The sequence below is a fragment of the Ketobacter alkanivorans genome (assembly GCF_002863865.1).
Lineage (GTDB): Bacteria > Pseudomonadota > Gammaproteobacteria > Pseudomonadales > Ketobacteraceae > Ketobacter > Ketobacter alkanivorans.
This window is the reverse complement of sequence record NZ_CP022684.1, coordinates 3,738,624-3,755,639: the sequence shown is the minus strand read 5'-3', so window position 1 is coordinate 3,755,639 and position 17,016 is coordinate 3,738,624. Positions and strand designations below refer to the sequence as shown.

Annotated in this window: 14 protein-coding genes; 8 read left to right on the top strand and 6 right to left on the bottom strand. The window is 51.5% G+C overall.

Annotated elements, in window-relative coordinates:
* Positions 1-444 precede the first annotated feature (444 nt).
* Both nirB and nirD read left to right on the top strand, forming a co-directional pair.
* Entirely contained in the window at positions 445-2,979 is a 2,535-nt protein-coding gene (gene nirB / locus Kalk_RS15965) for a nitrite reductase large subunit NirB (protein WP_101895202.1), read from the top strand.
* A 32-nt stretch (positions 2,980-3,011) separates the two neighbouring features.
* Positions 3,012-3,359 carry a nitrite reductase small subunit NirD gene (gene nirD / locus Kalk_RS15960; protein ID WP_101895201.1) on the top strand — a complete coding sequence of 116 codons (348 nt, stop codon included), beginning with the start codon at positions 3,012-3,014 and terminating at the stop codon, positions 3,357-3,359.
* Between the two features lie 239 nt (positions 3,360-3,598).
* Here the strand turns inward: nirD and Kalk_RS15955 are convergent, their stop codons facing one another.
* From Kalk_RS15955 to Kalk_RS15930, 6 genes are all read right to left on the bottom strand, one after another.
* Positions 3,599-3,880, bottom strand: a complete 282-nt coding sequence (locus tag Kalk_RS15955; protein WP_101895200.1) for a hypothetical protein — start codon at positions 3,878-3,880, stop codon at positions 3,599-3,601.
* A 198-nt stretch (positions 3,881-4,078) separates the two neighbouring features.
* The gene (locus Kalk_RS15950; protein WP_101895199.1) at positions 4,079-5,011 is read right to left on the bottom strand and encodes a universal stress protein; all 933 of its coding nucleotides are present in this window, start codon (positions 5,009-5,011) and stop codon (positions 4,079-4,081) included.
* A gap of 63 nt (positions 5,012-5,074) precedes the next feature.
* Positions 5,075-5,335 (bottom strand): hypothetical protein, encoded by a 261-nt coding sequence (locus tag Kalk_RS15945; RefSeq protein WP_101895198.1) that lies wholly within the window; start codon positions 5,333-5,335, stop codon positions 5,075-5,077.
* A 101-nt stretch (positions 5,336-5,436) separates the two neighbouring features.
* A complete protein-coding gene (locus tag Kalk_RS15940) occupies positions 5,437-6,012 on the bottom strand; it encodes a sigma-70 family RNA polymerase sigma factor (protein ID WP_199767931.1) in 576 nt (191 codons plus the stop codon).
* Between the two features lie 38 nt (positions 6,013-6,050).
* Positions 6,051-6,896: a mechanosensitive ion channel family protein gene (locus Kalk_RS15935; protein WP_101895197.1), complete on the bottom strand. Its 846-nt coding sequence runs from the start codon at positions 6,894-6,896 to the stop codon at positions 6,051-6,053.
* A gap of 35 nt (positions 6,897-6,931) precedes the next feature.
* Positions 6,932-7,228 (bottom strand): hypothetical protein, encoded by a 297-nt coding sequence (locus tag Kalk_RS15930; RefSeq protein WP_101895196.1) that lies wholly within the window; start codon positions 7,226-7,228, stop codon positions 6,932-6,934.
* 127 nt (positions 7,229-7,355) lie between these two features.
* Here Kalk_RS15930 and Kalk_RS15925 point away from each other — a divergent pair, with 127 nt between their 5' ends.
* The 6 genes from Kalk_RS15925 to Kalk_RS15900 all read left to right on the top strand — a co-directional run bounded on the left by Kalk_RS15925 (position 7,356) and on the right by Kalk_RS15900 (position 17,006).
* The gene (locus Kalk_RS15925) at positions 7,356-10,184 is read left to right on the top strand and encodes a P-loop NTPase family protein (protein ID WP_101895195.1); all 2,829 of its coding nucleotides are present in this window, start codon (positions 7,356-7,358) and stop codon (positions 10,182-10,184) included.
* Entirely contained in the window at positions 10,185-11,015 is an 831-nt protein-coding gene (locus tag Kalk_RS15920) for a mechanosensitive ion channel family protein (RefSeq protein WP_101895194.1), read from the top strand.
* Positions 11,016-11,112: 97 nt separating this feature from the next.
* Positions 11,113-11,637 carry an inorganic diphosphatase gene (gene ppa, locus Kalk_RS15915; protein WP_101895193.1) on the top strand — a complete coding sequence of 175 codons (525 nt, stop codon included), beginning with the start codon at positions 11,113-11,115 and terminating at the stop codon, positions 11,635-11,637.
* Positions 11,638-12,306: 669 nt separating this feature from the next.
* Positions 12,307-14,079, top strand: coding sequence for an N-acetylglutaminylglutamine amidotransferase (locus tag Kalk_RS15910; RefSeq protein ID WP_101895192.1), 1,773 nt, complete (start codon positions 12,307-12,309; stop codon positions 14,077-14,079).
* A 2-nt stretch (positions 14,080-14,081) separates the two neighbouring features.
* Positions 14,082-15,866, top strand: a complete 1,785-nt coding sequence (gene ngg / locus Kalk_RS15905; RefSeq protein ID WP_101895191.1) for an N-acetylglutaminylglutamine synthetase — start codon at positions 14,082-14,084, stop codon at positions 15,864-15,866.
* A 9-nt stretch (positions 15,867-15,875) separates the two neighbouring features.
* The gene (locus Kalk_RS15900; RefSeq protein WP_101895190.1) at positions 15,876-17,006 is read left to right on the top strand and encodes an osmoprotectant NAGGN system M42 family peptidase; all 1,131 of its coding nucleotides are present in this window, start codon (positions 15,876-15,878) and stop codon (positions 17,004-17,006) included.
* Positions 17,007-17,016: the final 10 nt, after the last annotated feature.

The window sequence follows — 17,016 nt, the reverse complement described above, 5'->3', positions numbered from 1 at the left end:
CAACTATGCAGGGGCGCTATAGGGGCGCTCCGGCCTCAAACGCGAACCGATAACAGGCATAATAGAGAATCCGTCAGCCAACCTAACTTCATTTTTGAACCTCCCCTTCCCCACGTTTATCCACTCTATTTATGAGCTGAAATTTTCGCACCACATTAACCCACTCACGCCAACCGTGCGCATCATATGTGCGCTTTTTATCAAAGCACCAACAACCCATTAAGCACCGTTATTGTGCCATGCATGGTGCACACCGAACCACGATAATGCATTTTTGCCAATTGGAGCTGTTTTTGCCCTCTGCACACCTCAATTTCACTATTAATCGATAAATTTATCACTTTGGCACACTAGCTGCTTTATAGGATTCGAGAGTAATTACTATCGGGCCAGGTCGGGAGTATCGCCCCGACGGTGAGTTGTTAGATAGAGTGGAGTCCAATCGTGAGCAAGCAAAAATTAGTCGTTATCGGTAACGGCATGGTAGGCCAAAAATTTCTGGAGCAGTTTGCAGCTAAAGAGCAAGCAGCCGATTTCCATATCACTACATTCTGTGAAGAGCCTCGCGCGGCGTACGATCGCGTACATCTTTCAGAATACTTCTCTGGCAAGACTGCAGAAGACCTGTCCCTGGTAGAAGACGGCTTCTTCGGTGACAACCAGATCGATATTCGTCTGGGTGACAAAGCCGTTGCCATTGACCGCAAGAACAAAGAAGTGAAGTCAGCCAAAGGCGACATCATCTCTTATGACAAGCTCGTGCTAGCCACGGGATCCTATCCGTTTGTTCCACCTATTCCAGGCAAAGATCGCCCCGAATGTTTGGTTTATCGAACCATTGAAGACCTGGAAGCCATACAAGCCACCGCAGCCAAAAGTCGCGTTGGTGTGGTCGTCGGGGGCGGTCTGCTCGGTCTGGAAGCAGCCAAAGCGTTGAAAGATCTCGGATTGGAAACCCACGTGGTTGAATTTGCGCCCCGCTTGATGGCGGTGCAGATTGATGAAGGCGGCGGCAGCATGCTGCGCAGCATGATTGAAGAGCTCGGCGTGCAAGTACACACCGGCAAGAACACCCAGGAAATCGTCGACGGTGACGAAACCACCCTGCGCATGAACTTTGCTGATGGCAGCCATCTGGATACAGATCTGATTCTGTTTTCTGCCGGTATCCGTCCACAAGACGAACTGGCACGACAAGCAGAGCTGGCCATGGGTGAGCGTGGCGGTATATCGGTCAATAATTTCTGCCAAACCTCAGACGAAGACATCTTCGCCATTGGCGAGTGTGCTTTATGGAACAACCGCATCTTTGGCCTGGTAGCGCCGGGCTATCAAATGTCCCAAGTGGCCGCTGACGCGATTTCTGGTGACTTTAATTCTGAATTCGTCGGTGCCGACATGAGCACCAAGCTGAAGCTCATGGGCGTAGACGTAGCCAGCATCGGTGACGCTCACGGCATGACCAAAGGTGCTCAAAGCTATTCTTTCACCGACGAACACAACAAAGTCTACAAAAAAATAGTAACCAGTGAAGACGGCAAATACCTACTGGGTGCTGTGTTGGTTGGTGAAGCCGAAAACTATGGCACCCTGTTGCAGATGATGTTGAATAACATTGAACTGCCGGAGTTCCCTGATTCCCTGATTCTGCCTCAACGCGACGGAGCTGCTGCTCCCGCCATGGGCGTGGATAAACTGCCTGACAGCGCACAAATCTGCTCCTGCAACAACGTGAGCAAAGGCGACATCTGCTGCGCCGTACAGAACGGCATCACCGATTTGGGCGAACTGAAATCCGCCACTAAAGCCGCCACCAGTTGTGGTGGATGTACTGCTCTGGTGGGTCAGGTCATGAATGCCGAGCTGGAAAAACTGGGCATTGAGGTGAAAAAGGATTTATGCGAACACTTTCCATATTCACGCCAGGAAATGTATCACTTAGTGCGCGTGGAAGGCATTCGCTCCTTCGAAGAACTCATCGCCAAGCATGGCACAGGCAAAGGCTGCGACATCTGCAAGCCCACCACCGCCTCGATTCTCGCCTCCTGCTGGAATGACCATGTTATCGAACCGGCCTTGGCCGGGCTGCAGGATACCAACGATTACTTCATGGCCAACATGCAGAAAGACGGCACCTATTCTGTCGTACCACGAGTGCCCGGTGGTGAGATCACACCGGAAGGCCTGATCGCCATTGGTGAAGTAGGCAAGAAATATGGTTTGTACACCAAAATCACCGGCGGGCAACGTATTGACCTGTTTGGTGCGCAGGCCCACGAACTGCCGCTGATCTGGAAAGAACTGATCGACGCGGGCTTCGAAAGTGGCCACGCCTACGGCAAAGCAATGCGTACCGTCAAAAGTTGTGTTGGCTCCACCTGGTGCCGCTATGGCGTGCAGGACAGCGTAGGCATGGCCATTCAGGTTGAGCAGCGCTATCGCGGCGTTCGTGCACCGCATAAATTCAAGCTGGCGGTGTCAGGCTGCACCCGCGAATGCGCCGAAGCACAGAGTAAGGACATCGGTGTTATCGCAACAGAGAAAGGCTGGAACCTGTATCTGTGCGGCAACGGCGGCATGAAGCCTCGCCATGCGGATCTGTTTGCCTCGGATCTGGACGATGCAACCCTGGTGAAGTACATCGATCGCTTCTTGATGTTCTACATCAAAACCGCTGAACGCCTGCAACGCACATCCGTATGGATGGACAACCTGGAAGGCGGCTTAAAGTATCTGCAAGATGTGGTGATCAACGATTCCCTGGGCATAGGCGCAGAACTGGAAGCGCAAATGCAGCACTTGGTTGAAACCTATCAGTGCGAGTGGAAAGCCACTATCGAAGATCCACAGAAGATGAAGCGTTTCCGCCACTTCGTCAACTCGGATGAAAAAGACAGCAACGTTGTATTTGTCAAAGAGCGCGGCCAAATTCGCCCTGCTCGCGATGAAGAGAAGCGCATTGAAACTGTCGCAGTGTAATCAACCTAACGTACTGAAATAAGGAGCGCAGCATGAACGCAAAAGCAGAACTGTCCTGGGTGCCCGTGTGCGAACTGGATGACTTACTCACCAACGTCGGCGTGTGCGCCAAAATCGCTGATCGCCAGGTGGCCATATTCAAAGTTGCAGAACAGGGTAAAACCAGCCTCTACGCGATCGACAACCACGATCCATTCAGCAAGGCCAACGTCATTTCACGTGGCATCGTTGGCGATCTGAAAGGCTACAACGTGGTGGCATCCCCAATATACAAGCATCACTTCTGCCTGGAGACAGGCAAGTGTCTGGAAGAAGATACCCACATCCCGGTATACAAAGTTCGTGAAAACGCCGGGAAAGTGGAAGTGTTTCTGGGCTAACCAGAAGCACAACAAGAGTCAGTCCGGGGTAATTGGCCTTACCCCGTTCTGATACGCCTCGTTCTTGCCAACGAGGCGTTGCTTGACTCATGCCTGAAGTCGTCATGACAGAAGGCTGACTCAAGGTTGGACAGCAGCATACGTCGGGTTCGAATATGAACACGACAATGGGAACAAGCGATACCGAACTCCCCTTTATACCCTTGAAGGTAGTTTCCATTTGCTGCTGGGCCAGCCACCTATCGGGCCGATGCCAATTTGGTCTGGTACACATCAGCATCAACCAGCTGATGCACAATAAACCCGAATTCATCACACCACTGCACCACATACTGCTCAGGATCGCTGATCAAGCTGCCGTAATATCGCTGCATGGCATCCCGGCAAGTCTGGTAGCTTCCCTGCAATAACACGTCATCATCTCCCACAACGTATTCACGCACCAGTTCAAACAGATCCCCGTATTGAGCGGTTCGTTGCTTGCGGCGTATTCGACAATTAAAGACCGATACCTTTTTCATGGACGTTCCTCAGGCAGTTTTTCGTAACAAAAAATGAATCTCTGCAGAGGTAGACGAGGGCAATAGCTGTGAGGTCACATCGAAATGATGAAATGGTACTTTTCACAATTATGGGAGCGAACTACGACAGAAAACGGGATAGAACACCCTTTAAGGCACCCTATCCCGCTCAAAAATACAACGATTCTATCCTGGGTGTTATTCGACCGTGCTGACAAAACCATCCGGTTTCAGTGCCAACACCGAGCATTCAACTTCACTCAGGATGGATTCGGCGGTGTTACCGATCAAAAAGCCCTTGATACCGGTACGACAGACCGTGCCCATGGCGATCAGGTCAATGTCTTGCTCCTGCACATACGAAGGCACTGCATCCCTTGGATTGCCCAGCAGGGTCTGCAACACGATTCCTTTGGGGCTGCCGCAGACGTCTTCCACCAGTTTAAGTAATTTGCTATCGGCATTGGCAATCAAGTCAGCCTCCATACCGTCGAGCATATCCGCACTGCCTATGCCCCAAGAGGACAGCATAGGCTCCCCGATAGGTTGCTGGGCATAAACCACATGCAGTTTAGCGCCCTCCTTTTTCGCCAAAGCATCAGCATGAGCCAACACCTTGAGATTAAGTGCCTGAGAGTCAGGGGTGGATGCAAACACGTCCACCGCAGCCAGCACCCGCGCAGGCTTATCATTACCGCGCAAACACATAACAGCACACGGACACTTGCGCAGCACATGTTTGGTAGTACTGCCCATAAAACGCTTGCGGGTGGGTTTGGTAGAAACAGCATCAACAATCAGCAGGTCGTAAGCACCACGCTGCACTTGCTTTATGATTTCAACAAATGGAATGCCTTGGGCCACCGCTGCATCCACGTTGGCATACTCAGGCTTAATTGCGTCCACGCGCTGCTGCAGTGCCGCTGTCTGTTTATCCCGCATGCTCTTTTCCAGGTCTTCCGGCAGCTTGGTGGTAAGCCAGCTTTCGTACTCTTTTTCCACAGCCTCAACCACGCCGAACAGGGTAAGATGAGCATTATGCGCTCGAGCCACCTCAACGGCATGTCGAATGGTTTCCTCATTCGCCCAACGATGTGGAACGGCCAACAATATACGACTGTAAGAAACCATACCTTAACCTCCTGATGCCATGTGAACTTCTTAGACTACTGCAAAAGTTAAGGCATAATTTGATCAAGCGCAATTCGACATACGATTTTCATGCACTTCGAAACTGGTTTCATTACGCCAATACACGGAGTATGTCGCTTCCTGGCGGCTTAGATAGCGATAGTAACGATCAATAGACGATCGACATGCGTAGTAGCAGCCTTCTGACAAGACATCGCTTTCTCCATCAATAAAGTGGCGAACTACCTGAAACGGCTCCCATTTCGATTCTTCTGGCTGGGGCAGTTTTTCCATTACACAGGTAAATAGAGCTTCGTCGTACATGTTAGGTTCTCCTGCGGCGATGCTGTCTGAAGGTAGACGCAGCAACCTCAGGAAAAGTCACATTTTTTATTTAAAAGAGGGTCGTTACACAAGAACCGCGCTTATTCGTAATGCTGCTTCAGCTTTTCCAGCGCCCGCTGGTAACGCATTTTCACCGCACTGAGATTCATGCCCACAATATCGGCAATTTCCTTGAATTCCAGCTCGGCAATGGCCCGATACACGACGATGGTTTTATCTTCCTGATCCAGCAGGCTAATCCATCGATCCAGTCGCATCGCCATCACATCCTGTTCCACTCTTTGCTGATCGGTGGACAGGTGCTCGTCTTCGCTCACCGAATCCAAATCCACCTGATCCCGGCGTTTGCGTAACTGGCTCATGGACTCGTTGTAGGCAATACGATACAACCAGGTTTTGAAGCTGGATTCCCCCTTAAACCGGGCAAGGCCATGAAATACCCGCAGCATGACCTCGTGCACGATCTCTTCAGCATCGTGCATCGAACCCAGATAACGGGTACAGGTGCGCATCAGGGCATCCTGATAACGTCGCATGAGCACTTCGTAGGCCAAGGTTACGTGGGGCAATTGCTTGCGGGCAATGGCCACCAGCTGTTCATCGCTCTTTTCAGCGAGTTGCGCACGAACCGGCCGTTTTGACACGGGTCTGTTCACGATAGCTGCAGGATAGGAAGAGGCGAAGCTACGCCGCTTCAGCCTTCGTCTTCAGACCAGGACTGGAACTTAAAACTACGACTGATCAACTGCTGATTCGGCACCGACAGGCACTCTCCCTCAGCGTTCTCCAAAATGGTATTTACCGTGCCCACCGACAGCACCGAGCCAGTAAAATCACCAATGGTGACCTCATCCCCCGGCTGCAACTGCTCCCGCACATATACCCCGGATATAATATTGTTGGAAACAGCCCGTGTACCCAGCCCCAGGGAAATAGCGGCAGCACCCCCCAAACACCCCAGCACGATGGCAAAGACGATATTGAGCATCTGGGTTTCGATCTCCAGTTGCCCTACTGCCAAAGAGAAAGTAGTGATGAAAATAATGATCTGGGCCAGCCGGGATACTGAGGAGGCATAATCCATCCCCATTTTGTCCACCGCGGCATGAATGCTTTGCTTCACAACATGGGCAATAAACATGCCCACCAGAATCACAAACAAAGCACCCAGTACCTTGGGCAGGTACAGCACGAAATCATCCAGGATGGCGGTAATCCGTTCCAGGCCCAGGGTTTCAGCTGCAGAAAGCGTCACGACCAGTAGAATAAAGAAGTAAATAAACTTGGCCAGCAGATCACTGGGAGCCTTTTCCATCCCGGCTTTGGCCATGGATTCGGTAATACCGATGCGCTGACACAGAGCATCAATGCCGATCTTGGCCAACAACTTGCCGGACCAGCGCGATAACAGCTTGGCCAACACAATTCCCACCACAAGAATAACAATGGTAGCCGCCAAATTCGGTAGAAATGCCGCTATCTTGTTCCAGAAACTGGCGGTAGCGTTAACGATGTTCTGAGTCCAGAGTTCGATGTCCACGGATTATCCCCTTGTTCCGTTGTTGGTGTTGGATATTATTCAGGCGATGGCTTTGCTTGACGGGGCGCAGGCCGAACAGGGCGCGCCGGAGGGTGTCGGCGCTGATTAGCCTGATACATGGATGCACCAAACCCGGCAAACAGCATCCAGATCCAGCTCACAAAAAAACTGGCAATATCACGGGTAGCGGTCTGCTGCCGAGCGTGTGACAGCACCCGACGCAAGGATTGATCCGGGTCATAGGTTTCCATCCCATCCTTGGCGGATTGCTGTAACAGATCCTGTATTGGGTCCCGCCCCGCTAATGTTTCGTTTTCCTGCTCACTGGCCATAAATTTAATTACCTGCTCACGTCGGCTCTGAAGTCTATCATAAGGTCATGCATGTCTTGGCTTTTAGACGCAGGAGCATGCTATAAAGTCACAATAAAAATGAATCAGGGATCACTCACCCAACACAATGAACGTCAGAATTCTCTTAGCAATACTGAGCCTTGGCCTTCTGGCCGCCAGCCCCATCGCCTATGGTGCCGCCAATTGCGATGCACTACAAAGCCAGCTGTCCCGCAAAAGTCTCAATCTTGCAGCGCTGGAACAAAAACGCAACGCGCTGGACAACCTGATTCAGGGTCAGATTCCGGACGATTTTGTGCTGGCCGATACCGTAGATGCCCCCCTGGATATGAGCCTGGAACTATTGCGAGCCAAGCTGTCCCTGGAGAAACAACTGGCTCAGGAATCCACCCTATTGCAGGTGCCACCTGACTTCGAAGGCTGCCCAGAGCAGCAGGCTCAGTGGCTGGGGCTGGAAAAACAACTGCGCTCGCAGCAACAAATCATCAACCAGCATTTACTGCATTTATACCAGCTGCCGCGCAATTCCAGGCTGGCACTGGTTCGGGAGACCACCCAATGGCAAACACTGAACGGCCTGCAATCTGAAGTCGCCAACTGGTCAGGAGAGCACACCGACCTACCCGCAGCACAAGCGGTCAACGAGGAAATCACCAACTGGATCAATTACTGGCGAGGCTCCACCCGCATCTGGCTGGGTCAACTGCTCGCCAGCAAACCCCAAGGCATCAGTACCAACGAGGTCTGGACAGAAACCCTGCAGGTGCCCCATCCAGCAAGCGCCATCAACTGGAACCCCGAGCTACCAGAGCACATTAACGCAGAATCAGATCCAGCCCTGCTGGACTGGCTGGATACATTAGAAGAAGCGCACCGGGCATTGCTGCGGGAATCGGGAAAATGGCGCAATCAACATATCTGGTCCCTGGGCTGGCTTAACTTCTTCCGCGACATGAGCCACCCCAGCCAATTCTGGCCACAATTGAAAACGGAAATCCGCAGCGCCCCAACCAACCTGATAGACGCCGTTACACGCCCCTTCATCAGGGAATACCGTCGCGCCATCAAACAAGACAAACGTGGCGAAATGCTCTCCAGCTGGTTCCTGCAGATACTGGCATTAATTGCCATTATGTCCGCACTACTGAAGCTCGCAGCCTTCACCCCACAACTACTCTCCCTCGCGCAACAAAAGCTGCTTATCTCCCTGCAAAACCGGGGCTTGATCCAGTTCAATGCCGCCCTGTTGTGGTTCATTAAACCCAACGCCCCCTGGGTGGTGGTTTTACTGGGGGCCAACGGCATAAGCCGCTCCCTGCCCGAAAGCTGGATCATCCTGAACTGGCTGGCACCAATCGGCTCATTGTACGCCGCTTTTCGCGCTGCCCGGGTGATCCTGGAATGGGTCATATCACGCACCTTCACTCGCTCTGGGCAATTCGTATCCAGCCACATGGCCCAGCAGCAAGCCGCAGACGCCCACCGGGTCGCCTGGGTGTTCGTAATGTGTTTTCTGAGCTGGGTATTGGTGAAAGGCACCGGCGGTGGCTACCTGATGTTCTTTACCATCCTGATTATCGCTGCCATCGTCTGGGGCACCATGACCTGGCTGCTGCGGCGTTACAGCACCCAAGTGGCCCGTTTCCTTCTTTATGCTGCGGGCAAAGGCACCAACAAAAAGCTGGATCCACAACAGGCACAACGCTGGTGGATGCTGCCCGTTTGGCCTGCACTGTTCGCCGTGGCTCAAGTCAGCGACATCATCGTGCATCTGCACCAAAAGCTATTAATTTTCGACACCTATCGTTCAACCTCCGTAAAACTGATACGGATTCGGCTGGCCGCAGAGGCGCGAGATGAAGACGCAACCCAGGAAGACGACACGCTACCGGACGAAAGCTATTCAGACTGGATGCTGCGCAATAACAAAACCTGGATCGAAGCCTACGATATCAGCAATGCGCTGAAACCCCTGCAGAATTGGCAGAAAGAGAAGAGCGAAGACAACGTGCTCCTGGTGGTAGGCGACCAAGGCAGCGGCAAAACCGCATTGATCAACCGCCTCACCACGACCTGGACCGATACCCCCATCAGCGTGCTGAATATACCCGCCAAAACCACCGACCCGGCGGCGATCCTGCCCATGGTTGGCAGCCACCTCTGCATTCCCAATCTGACCGATGTCGCACAACTGGTAAAAATGGATGAAACCCTGGAACCCCAGATCATCGTACTGGACAACACTCACAACCTGTTCCTGTCAGAAGTAGGCTGCCTGGATGCCTATCGAGCCTTGAATCAATGCCTGAATGCCCATCTTCGCAATATCTTCTGGATCGTCGTCATGCACGCGCCCAGCTGGAGCTACCTCAACTGCGTATTCAACCGCGAAGTACGCTTTAGCAACATATTCAGGATGCCGCGCTGGTCTCCGGCAGACATCCGCAAACTGATACTGTCACGCCACCAAGGCAGCCGTCGCCGCATCCGCTACGATGAACTACTGCTTTCCGCATCCGCAGGCAGCGAATCCAGCAGCGTGCGAGCTGCCGACTCACGGGTATTTAACATCCTCTGGGAACAAAGCGGAGGCATCCCCCAGGTGGCCATTCAACTATGGCTGGCAGCCGCCCGCAGCAAAGAGCAGACCGTTGAATTGGGCGTACCCGGCAAGCCTTCCGGCAACGCACTCAAAGACATGAAAGATGATCTCTGTTTCGTCTTCTCCGCCATCGTGACCCACAAATCCCTCTCCAGCGAAGAAATCATGTTGGTCACCCATTTTCCTGAAGCAATCGTACGTCACACCCTCAAACAGGGCCTGAATCTAGGGCTGCTGTGGCGGGATGACACCAAACGCTACCGCATCCACCCCAGCTGGCAAGGCACCCTGAACGGCTTCCTGATCAGCAAGAACCTGCAGTGGGAACTCTAAATGGATAATCAAGCCCTGGAAGAACTGGCAGCCCTCAGCGACCTGCTGGACCTGAACAAGATATTCATGCTGCTGGCTGCGGCCATCTTCCTGTGGCTGGTCAGCGACCTGCTGCACCGCTTAAGCCAGAAACTCATGGAAACCATTCCCTCCAAGCGGTTTCTGATCCTGCAAACCTCAACACTGATTTCATTTCTATGGTATTTCGGCGGTGCCTACTGGATGATCGTAGGCATCCTGCAACCACCCCGCGAAATGCTGCTGGCACTAGGAGGCAGCGCCGCGGTTGCCGTTGGCTTTGCCTTGAAAGACGTGGCTGCCTCCATCATTGCTGGCCTGATACTGCTGTTTGACCGCCCCTTCCAAGTAGGGGATCGAGTCAGCTTCGGCGACACTTATGGCGAAATCGTCAGCATTGGCCTGCGCTCAGTGCGCCTGAGCACACTGGATGACAACCTGGTAACCATCCCTAACAGCCGCTTCATTACTGAAGTCGTCTCTTCCGGAAACGCCGGCGCGCTGGACATGATGGTGGTATGCGACTTCCACGTAGCACTGGACGCAGACCTGCAACAAGCCCAGGCCCTGATCCACGAAGCCATTGTCACCAGCCGCTTTGTTTACCTGAAAAAGCCCGTTTCCTTCGCCATCAACGAAGTAGTAGTAGCCGAACGGCTAGCCATACAGGTCCGGGCCAAGGCCTATGTATTGGATGTGCATTACGAAAAAGCCTTTCAATCCGACATCGTAGTACGGGTATCCCGGCTGTTTACCGAGTATGGAATCGCCCGCCCCCAACGCAATTCCACCGAACCGGCAAAAACCATTTAGGAATTCCTGCTGATCTATGCGCACCGGCTGGCTTCAGGTATAATTCGCCCACTTTTTTAACCTGATCCATTCACCCTACTGACTTAAAGGTTTAACCATGGGCTTTAATTCCGTTCCTGCTGGAAAAGACATCCCCAACGAAATCTACGTTGCCATCGAAATCCCTGCTAACAGCAGCCCCATCAAATACGAAATCGACAAAGACAGCGATTGCGTATTTGTTGACCGTTTTATGGCCACCCCCATGTTCTACCCAGCCAACTACGGCTATGTACCCAACAGCCTGGGCGAAGACGGCGACCCACTGGACGTACTGGTGGTCACCCCTTACCCGGTTGTACCAGGCTCCGTTATCCGCGCCCGTCCAGTTGGCGTTCTGAACATGTCTGACGAAGCCGGTTCTGACGCAAAAATCCTGGCCGTGCCACACGACAAGCTGACCGCTCTGTACAAAGACGTGAAAGACTACACCGACCTGCCCGAGCTGCTGATCAAGCAAATCGAACATTTCTTTGAAAACTACAAAGATCTGGAACCCGGCAAATGGGTGAAAGTAGACGGCTGGGCTGGCGTTGACGAAGCCAAAGCTGCGATCCAAAAAGCAGTTGACGCTGTTAAGTAATAAGCATCACAGCTAAATGAAAAAGGGTCTCTGATGAGACCCTTTTTTTTGGCTCAACGAAACAGGATGGGCCAACGTATCATGTAGCGATACCGCTGGCCTCACCAACCAGGACTCCATTGAAACGCATACCCTCAAAGCGCTGAATCATTAAAATCTTGTTTTCTTTCAAAGGAGAAGACAATGAAAACGTTAATGGTTTTATGGATTACACTGATTTTGTCCGGGTGCGCGACGGTAACAAAAGATCTGGCAAGAACATTAAGATACTCATATAGACAGGCCATGCAAACCGGCTTGTGGTACTTCCCTGCCAATAAAAATTGCACCGTTGTATACGGAGATAGCGCAATCTAAAGCACCGACGGATACCAGCGAAGGCCGGTTTGCATGGACTGCCCATCATGTTAAAGTGGTTAAGACATTTTCAAATGAGAGCAATAAACAACGCTATTGCTCCGCACAGAATCACGGTATTACGTGATTCTGTTTAAACTCCCCCACTGATATTGAAACAGGTTGATATAAGTAGTTTGAGATTACGCCACTTCAAACGAACAATTTTTCCTTTACCGTCAAGACTGCAAACTGACAGCGAAAATACCTGACAAATCTTCCGACTTTAGAACCGGGTATTAGCGAAGATCAATAGCAAATAGAGGGTTATATATGTGTGGTATCTGCGGAGAAATCCGTTTTCACGGTCACTCTCCATCTCTCTCTGCCGTCGAACGCATGGCAAACAAACTGATTCCTCGAGGGCCCGACGCTGGTGGATTTTTCGCCCAAGGCAATATGGCTTTCGGTCACCGTCGCCTCAAAATCATTGACCTCAGTGAACACGCACAACAACCGATGCACGATCCCGATCTTGGGCTGACGCTGGCCTTTAACGGCTGCATCTATAACTACAAAGAACTGCGTGCCGAGCTCCAGGCCAAAGGCTACAAATTCTTTTCCAGCGGTGACTCAGAAGTTATTCTGAAGGCCTACCATGCCTGGGGCAAGGATTGTGTAAAACATTTCAACGGCATGTTTGCCTTTGCCATCCATCACCGAGACAGTGGCAAGGTCATCCTCGCTCGCGATCGCTTTGGCATCAAACCGTTATATCTATCACAAATTGATGGCGGAATTCGCTTTGCCTCGTCTATTCCTGCGCTATTAGCCAGTGGCGGCATTAATACCGATATTGACCCGATTGCTTTGCATCACTACATGCAATGGCATGCCGTGGTGCCACCACCACACACCATACTGATGGGGATACGTAAACTGCCCCCAGCAACCGTCCGGGAAATTTCTGCCGGAGGTGAAATCCAGGACACTACGTACTGGTCTCTGAATATAGAAACCACAGGCAATGACGAACAGAAAACAGAACAGGACTGGCAAGATGAATTGCTAAGCGAGCTGAAACGATCCGTCGCACGACGATCCGTCGCCGATGTACCCGTTGGGGTATTGTTATCGGGCGGCCTGGACTCGAGCTTGATCGTCGGCTTATTAGCAGAGCAAGGTCAAACCGACTTGCATACCTTTTCAGTTGGCTTTGAAGCCGCCGGAGGTGAAAAGGGTGACGAGTTTGTCTACTCGGACATCATTGCAAAGCACTACAACACCGACCACCACCAAATTCGCGTGCCATCAAACCGACTACTGGAAACACTGCCGGAAACGTTCGCAGCCATGTCGGAACCTATGGTCAGCTACGACAATGTGGGCTTCTATTTATTGTCACATGAAGTATCCAAGCACCTGAAAGTCGTCCAAAGTGGGCAAGGTGCAGACGAAGTATTTGGAGGGTATCATTGGTATCCACCGATGCTGGACAGCGAAAGTCCGGTCGACACCTACTGTCAGTATTTTTTTGATCGTAGCGAAGATGAATACGCCAAATCGGTGCACCCACGCTTTGTTGCAGACAATTACAGTCGGCAATTTGTTGAACAGTACTTTAGCTCAATCAAAGCGCCCTACGCTGTAGATAAAGCACTGCACATCGACACAAACGTAATGCTGGTGGATGATCCGGTAAAACGCGTAGACAACATGACAATGGCCTGGGGCCTGGAGGCCAGAGTACCCTTTCTGGATCATGAAGTCGTGGAGCTCGCAGGTCTCATTCCGGCCAACCTTAAAGTTGGCCAGGGTGGCAAACACATACTGAAAGAAGTCGCACGTAAGATCATTCCGAACCAGGTGATTGATCGGCCCAAAGGTTATTTTCCAGTGCCCGCCCTAAAGTACATTGAAGGCCCATACCTTGATTTTGTGCGAACTTATCTGGACAACGACACATCGCGTCAACGAGAGTTATTTCAACGCCCCTACTTAGACATGCTAATGAATACTCCCCGGGATCACATTACACCATTACGAGGCTCAAAGCTTTGGCAAGTCGCCATGCTTGAGATGTGGTTACAAACTCACGGAGTTTAACCATGACTAAAATCGATGAAGGAAAGCCTACCAGCAAAGCTGGCAAGAAAAAGCGAGTAGACCCAATGGATCTTTCCACCATGGCTTCACTTAAGCACTGGGGAGATCCACTTGAAAATGACAGCGACCAACCTATGGGCAACGAAGTCACGCTGGATTGTGGCTGGGGCCGATTGGTGTTCGGGCAAACCTTTAAAAACCCCCAAGCAGTCGCCGAAATCATACGAAGGGAAAAGAAAGGGCAGCGCGATATTGCGCTCTATGTGCGTGATCCGAATATTATTCTTTCCTATTCTCCTCAAGAACTTTTCCTTGACCCATCACTGACCTATCGCCTTGACTTCGAGCAATACACACCACGCTCAGGGCGACCTGATGCTGTCATCATCAGACCGTTTTCAGAGCAGGATAACCAACGCGATATCGATCGTTTGTACATGATGCACAACATGGTGCCTGCCTACGATGGTTTTTATAGCAAGCTGCAGGAGATTCCTGCCTTGACCATGCTGGTTGCAGAGGATTCCAGCACAGGGGAGATCGTAGGAGCAGTGACCGGTGTGGATCACAAGCTTGCGTTCAATGATCCGGATAACGGTTGCAGCCTATGGGCACTGGTTGTGGATCATCAAGCTCAGATACCGGGTATTGGTGAATGGCTAACTCGGGCGCTCATCGAAAAACTGCATAGTGCTGGCCGAGAGTTTATGGATCTATCGGTGATGCACAACAATACCAGAGCCATTGGCCTTTATGAACGAATTGGCTTCAGGCAAGTGCCCGTCTATTGCATTAAGAAGAAAAACCCTATTAACGAACGCTGGTTCGTCGGCGAAGATCAGGAAGAAAACCTGAATATCTATGGCCAGATCATTACTCAGGAAGCAAGACGCCGGGGCATCAGTGTTGAAATCCTTGATGCCGAAGGTGGCTTTTTCAAACTTGCGCTGGGAGGCCGCTCCATTACCTGCAGGGAATCCCTCAGCGAACTAACCAGCGCCATTGCAATGAGTCGCTGCGACGACAAAGCAGTCACCCGTCGGGTTCTAGAAAGTGAAGGCCTGCGCGTGCCTGAACAAATACCCAGCGACGATCCAGCCAAGGTCGATGCATTTCTTAACCTTCATCAAAAAGTAGTGGTCAAACCCGCCCGCGGCGAGCAAGGGCGTGGTATCAAAGTTGGGTTGACAGAGCTTTCTGAAGTGCAAGCAGCCATTAACGAAGCTGCGAATTATTGCGATAAAGTATTATTGGAAGAATGCGTAGACGGAGAAGATTTGCGCGTGGTGGTGATCGACTACCGCATCGTCGCCGCTGCAGTACGCCGACCACCGCACATCGTCGGCACAGGAGAAGACAGCATTAAAACATTGGTGGAGAAACTAAGCCAGCATCGAGCCTCTGTTACACACGGCGAAAGCACGATACCCATTGACGCAGAAACCGAACGCTGTGTTCGTCTGGCTGGCTATGAAATGGAGACTATACTTCCCAAAGACATACGAATACAGGTACGGACGACAGCCAATTTGCATACCGGTGGCACCATCCATGATGTAACACCACATTTGCATCCAGTCATCCAAACAGCAGCCATACGTGCGGCCAAAGTATTGCAGATCCCGGTTGTAGGCCTCGACTTTCTGGTTCCCAGTGTCAGTGGCCCTGATTATGTCATCATCGAAGCCAATGAAAGGCCTGGCCTTGCCAATCATGAACCACAGCCCACAGTGGAACGCTTCGTGGATCTGCTATTCCCATACACTAAAACCCAGGAACATGAATAAAGAACCATTATGCGTATACCCATTGATACAGATTATCTGCAGCAAACTTTAAACACATTGCTAAACACTCCAAGTCCATCCGGCATGACCGATGAAGTCGTTCGGTTTGTTTGCTCCGAACTTGACAAGTTGGAGATCGCCTATGAACTAACCCGACGCGGAGCAATTCGTGCAACCATTCCGGGACATCAGGCGTTTCCCCGTCGAGCAATCGCTGCACACCTAGATACTTTGGGGGCGATGGTCAAAGGCCTAAAGCGCAACGGACGCTTGCGGGTCGTTGCAATCGGTCACTGGAATGCACGTTTTGCTGAAGGCGCCCGTGTGAAGATCCATTGCGAAAACGGCTCTATTCTCCGTGGCACCATTCTTCCCCTGAAAGCCTCAGGGCATACCTATAACAAGGAAGTCGACACTCAAATCTCGGACTGGGATAATCTGGAAATTCGCATTGACACCCCCAGTGTTGGCATCGACGAACTTTGGGAGCTCGGGGTTCGCGTTGGTGATTTTGTATCAGTGGATTCACAACCGGATTTCCACGAGAACGGATTCATTAACGCCAGGCATTTAGATGATAAAGCGGGTGTCGCCAGCATTCTCGCTGCTGCTAAAGCAATAATCAGCTCCGACCTCAAACCAGAACTAGACAGCCACCTTCTTTTCACTATATCAGAAGAAGTCGGCGTAGGTGCGTCGCACATTCTACGTGGCGATGTGGCCGAGATGGTCTCGGTAGATAATGGCACAGTTGCCCCGGATCAAAACACCTGTGAATTTGGCGCAACCATATCAATGCAGGATTCCACCGGCCCATTCGACCGCCATCTAACCCAGCATCTGATCAATCTCTGCAAATCTAACGAAATCGAATTCAGCCGTGACGTATTTCGCTATTACAGAAGTGACGCAGCGGCTGCTCTGGAAGCAGGTAATGATATCCGCACAGCACTGGTTTGTTTTGGCCTTGATGCATCACATGGCTGGGAGCGAGTCCATATGCGATCCCTTACCTCTGTTTCGCATTTACTGGCTCAGTATATGCTGTCTAAACCTCTGTTTGCGAAGGAGGAAAATGTCATTGGGGCAATCAAAGACTACCCTATGATTAAGGACACTGAGCGTTTGCACGGGCGATGAGGATTGGGGT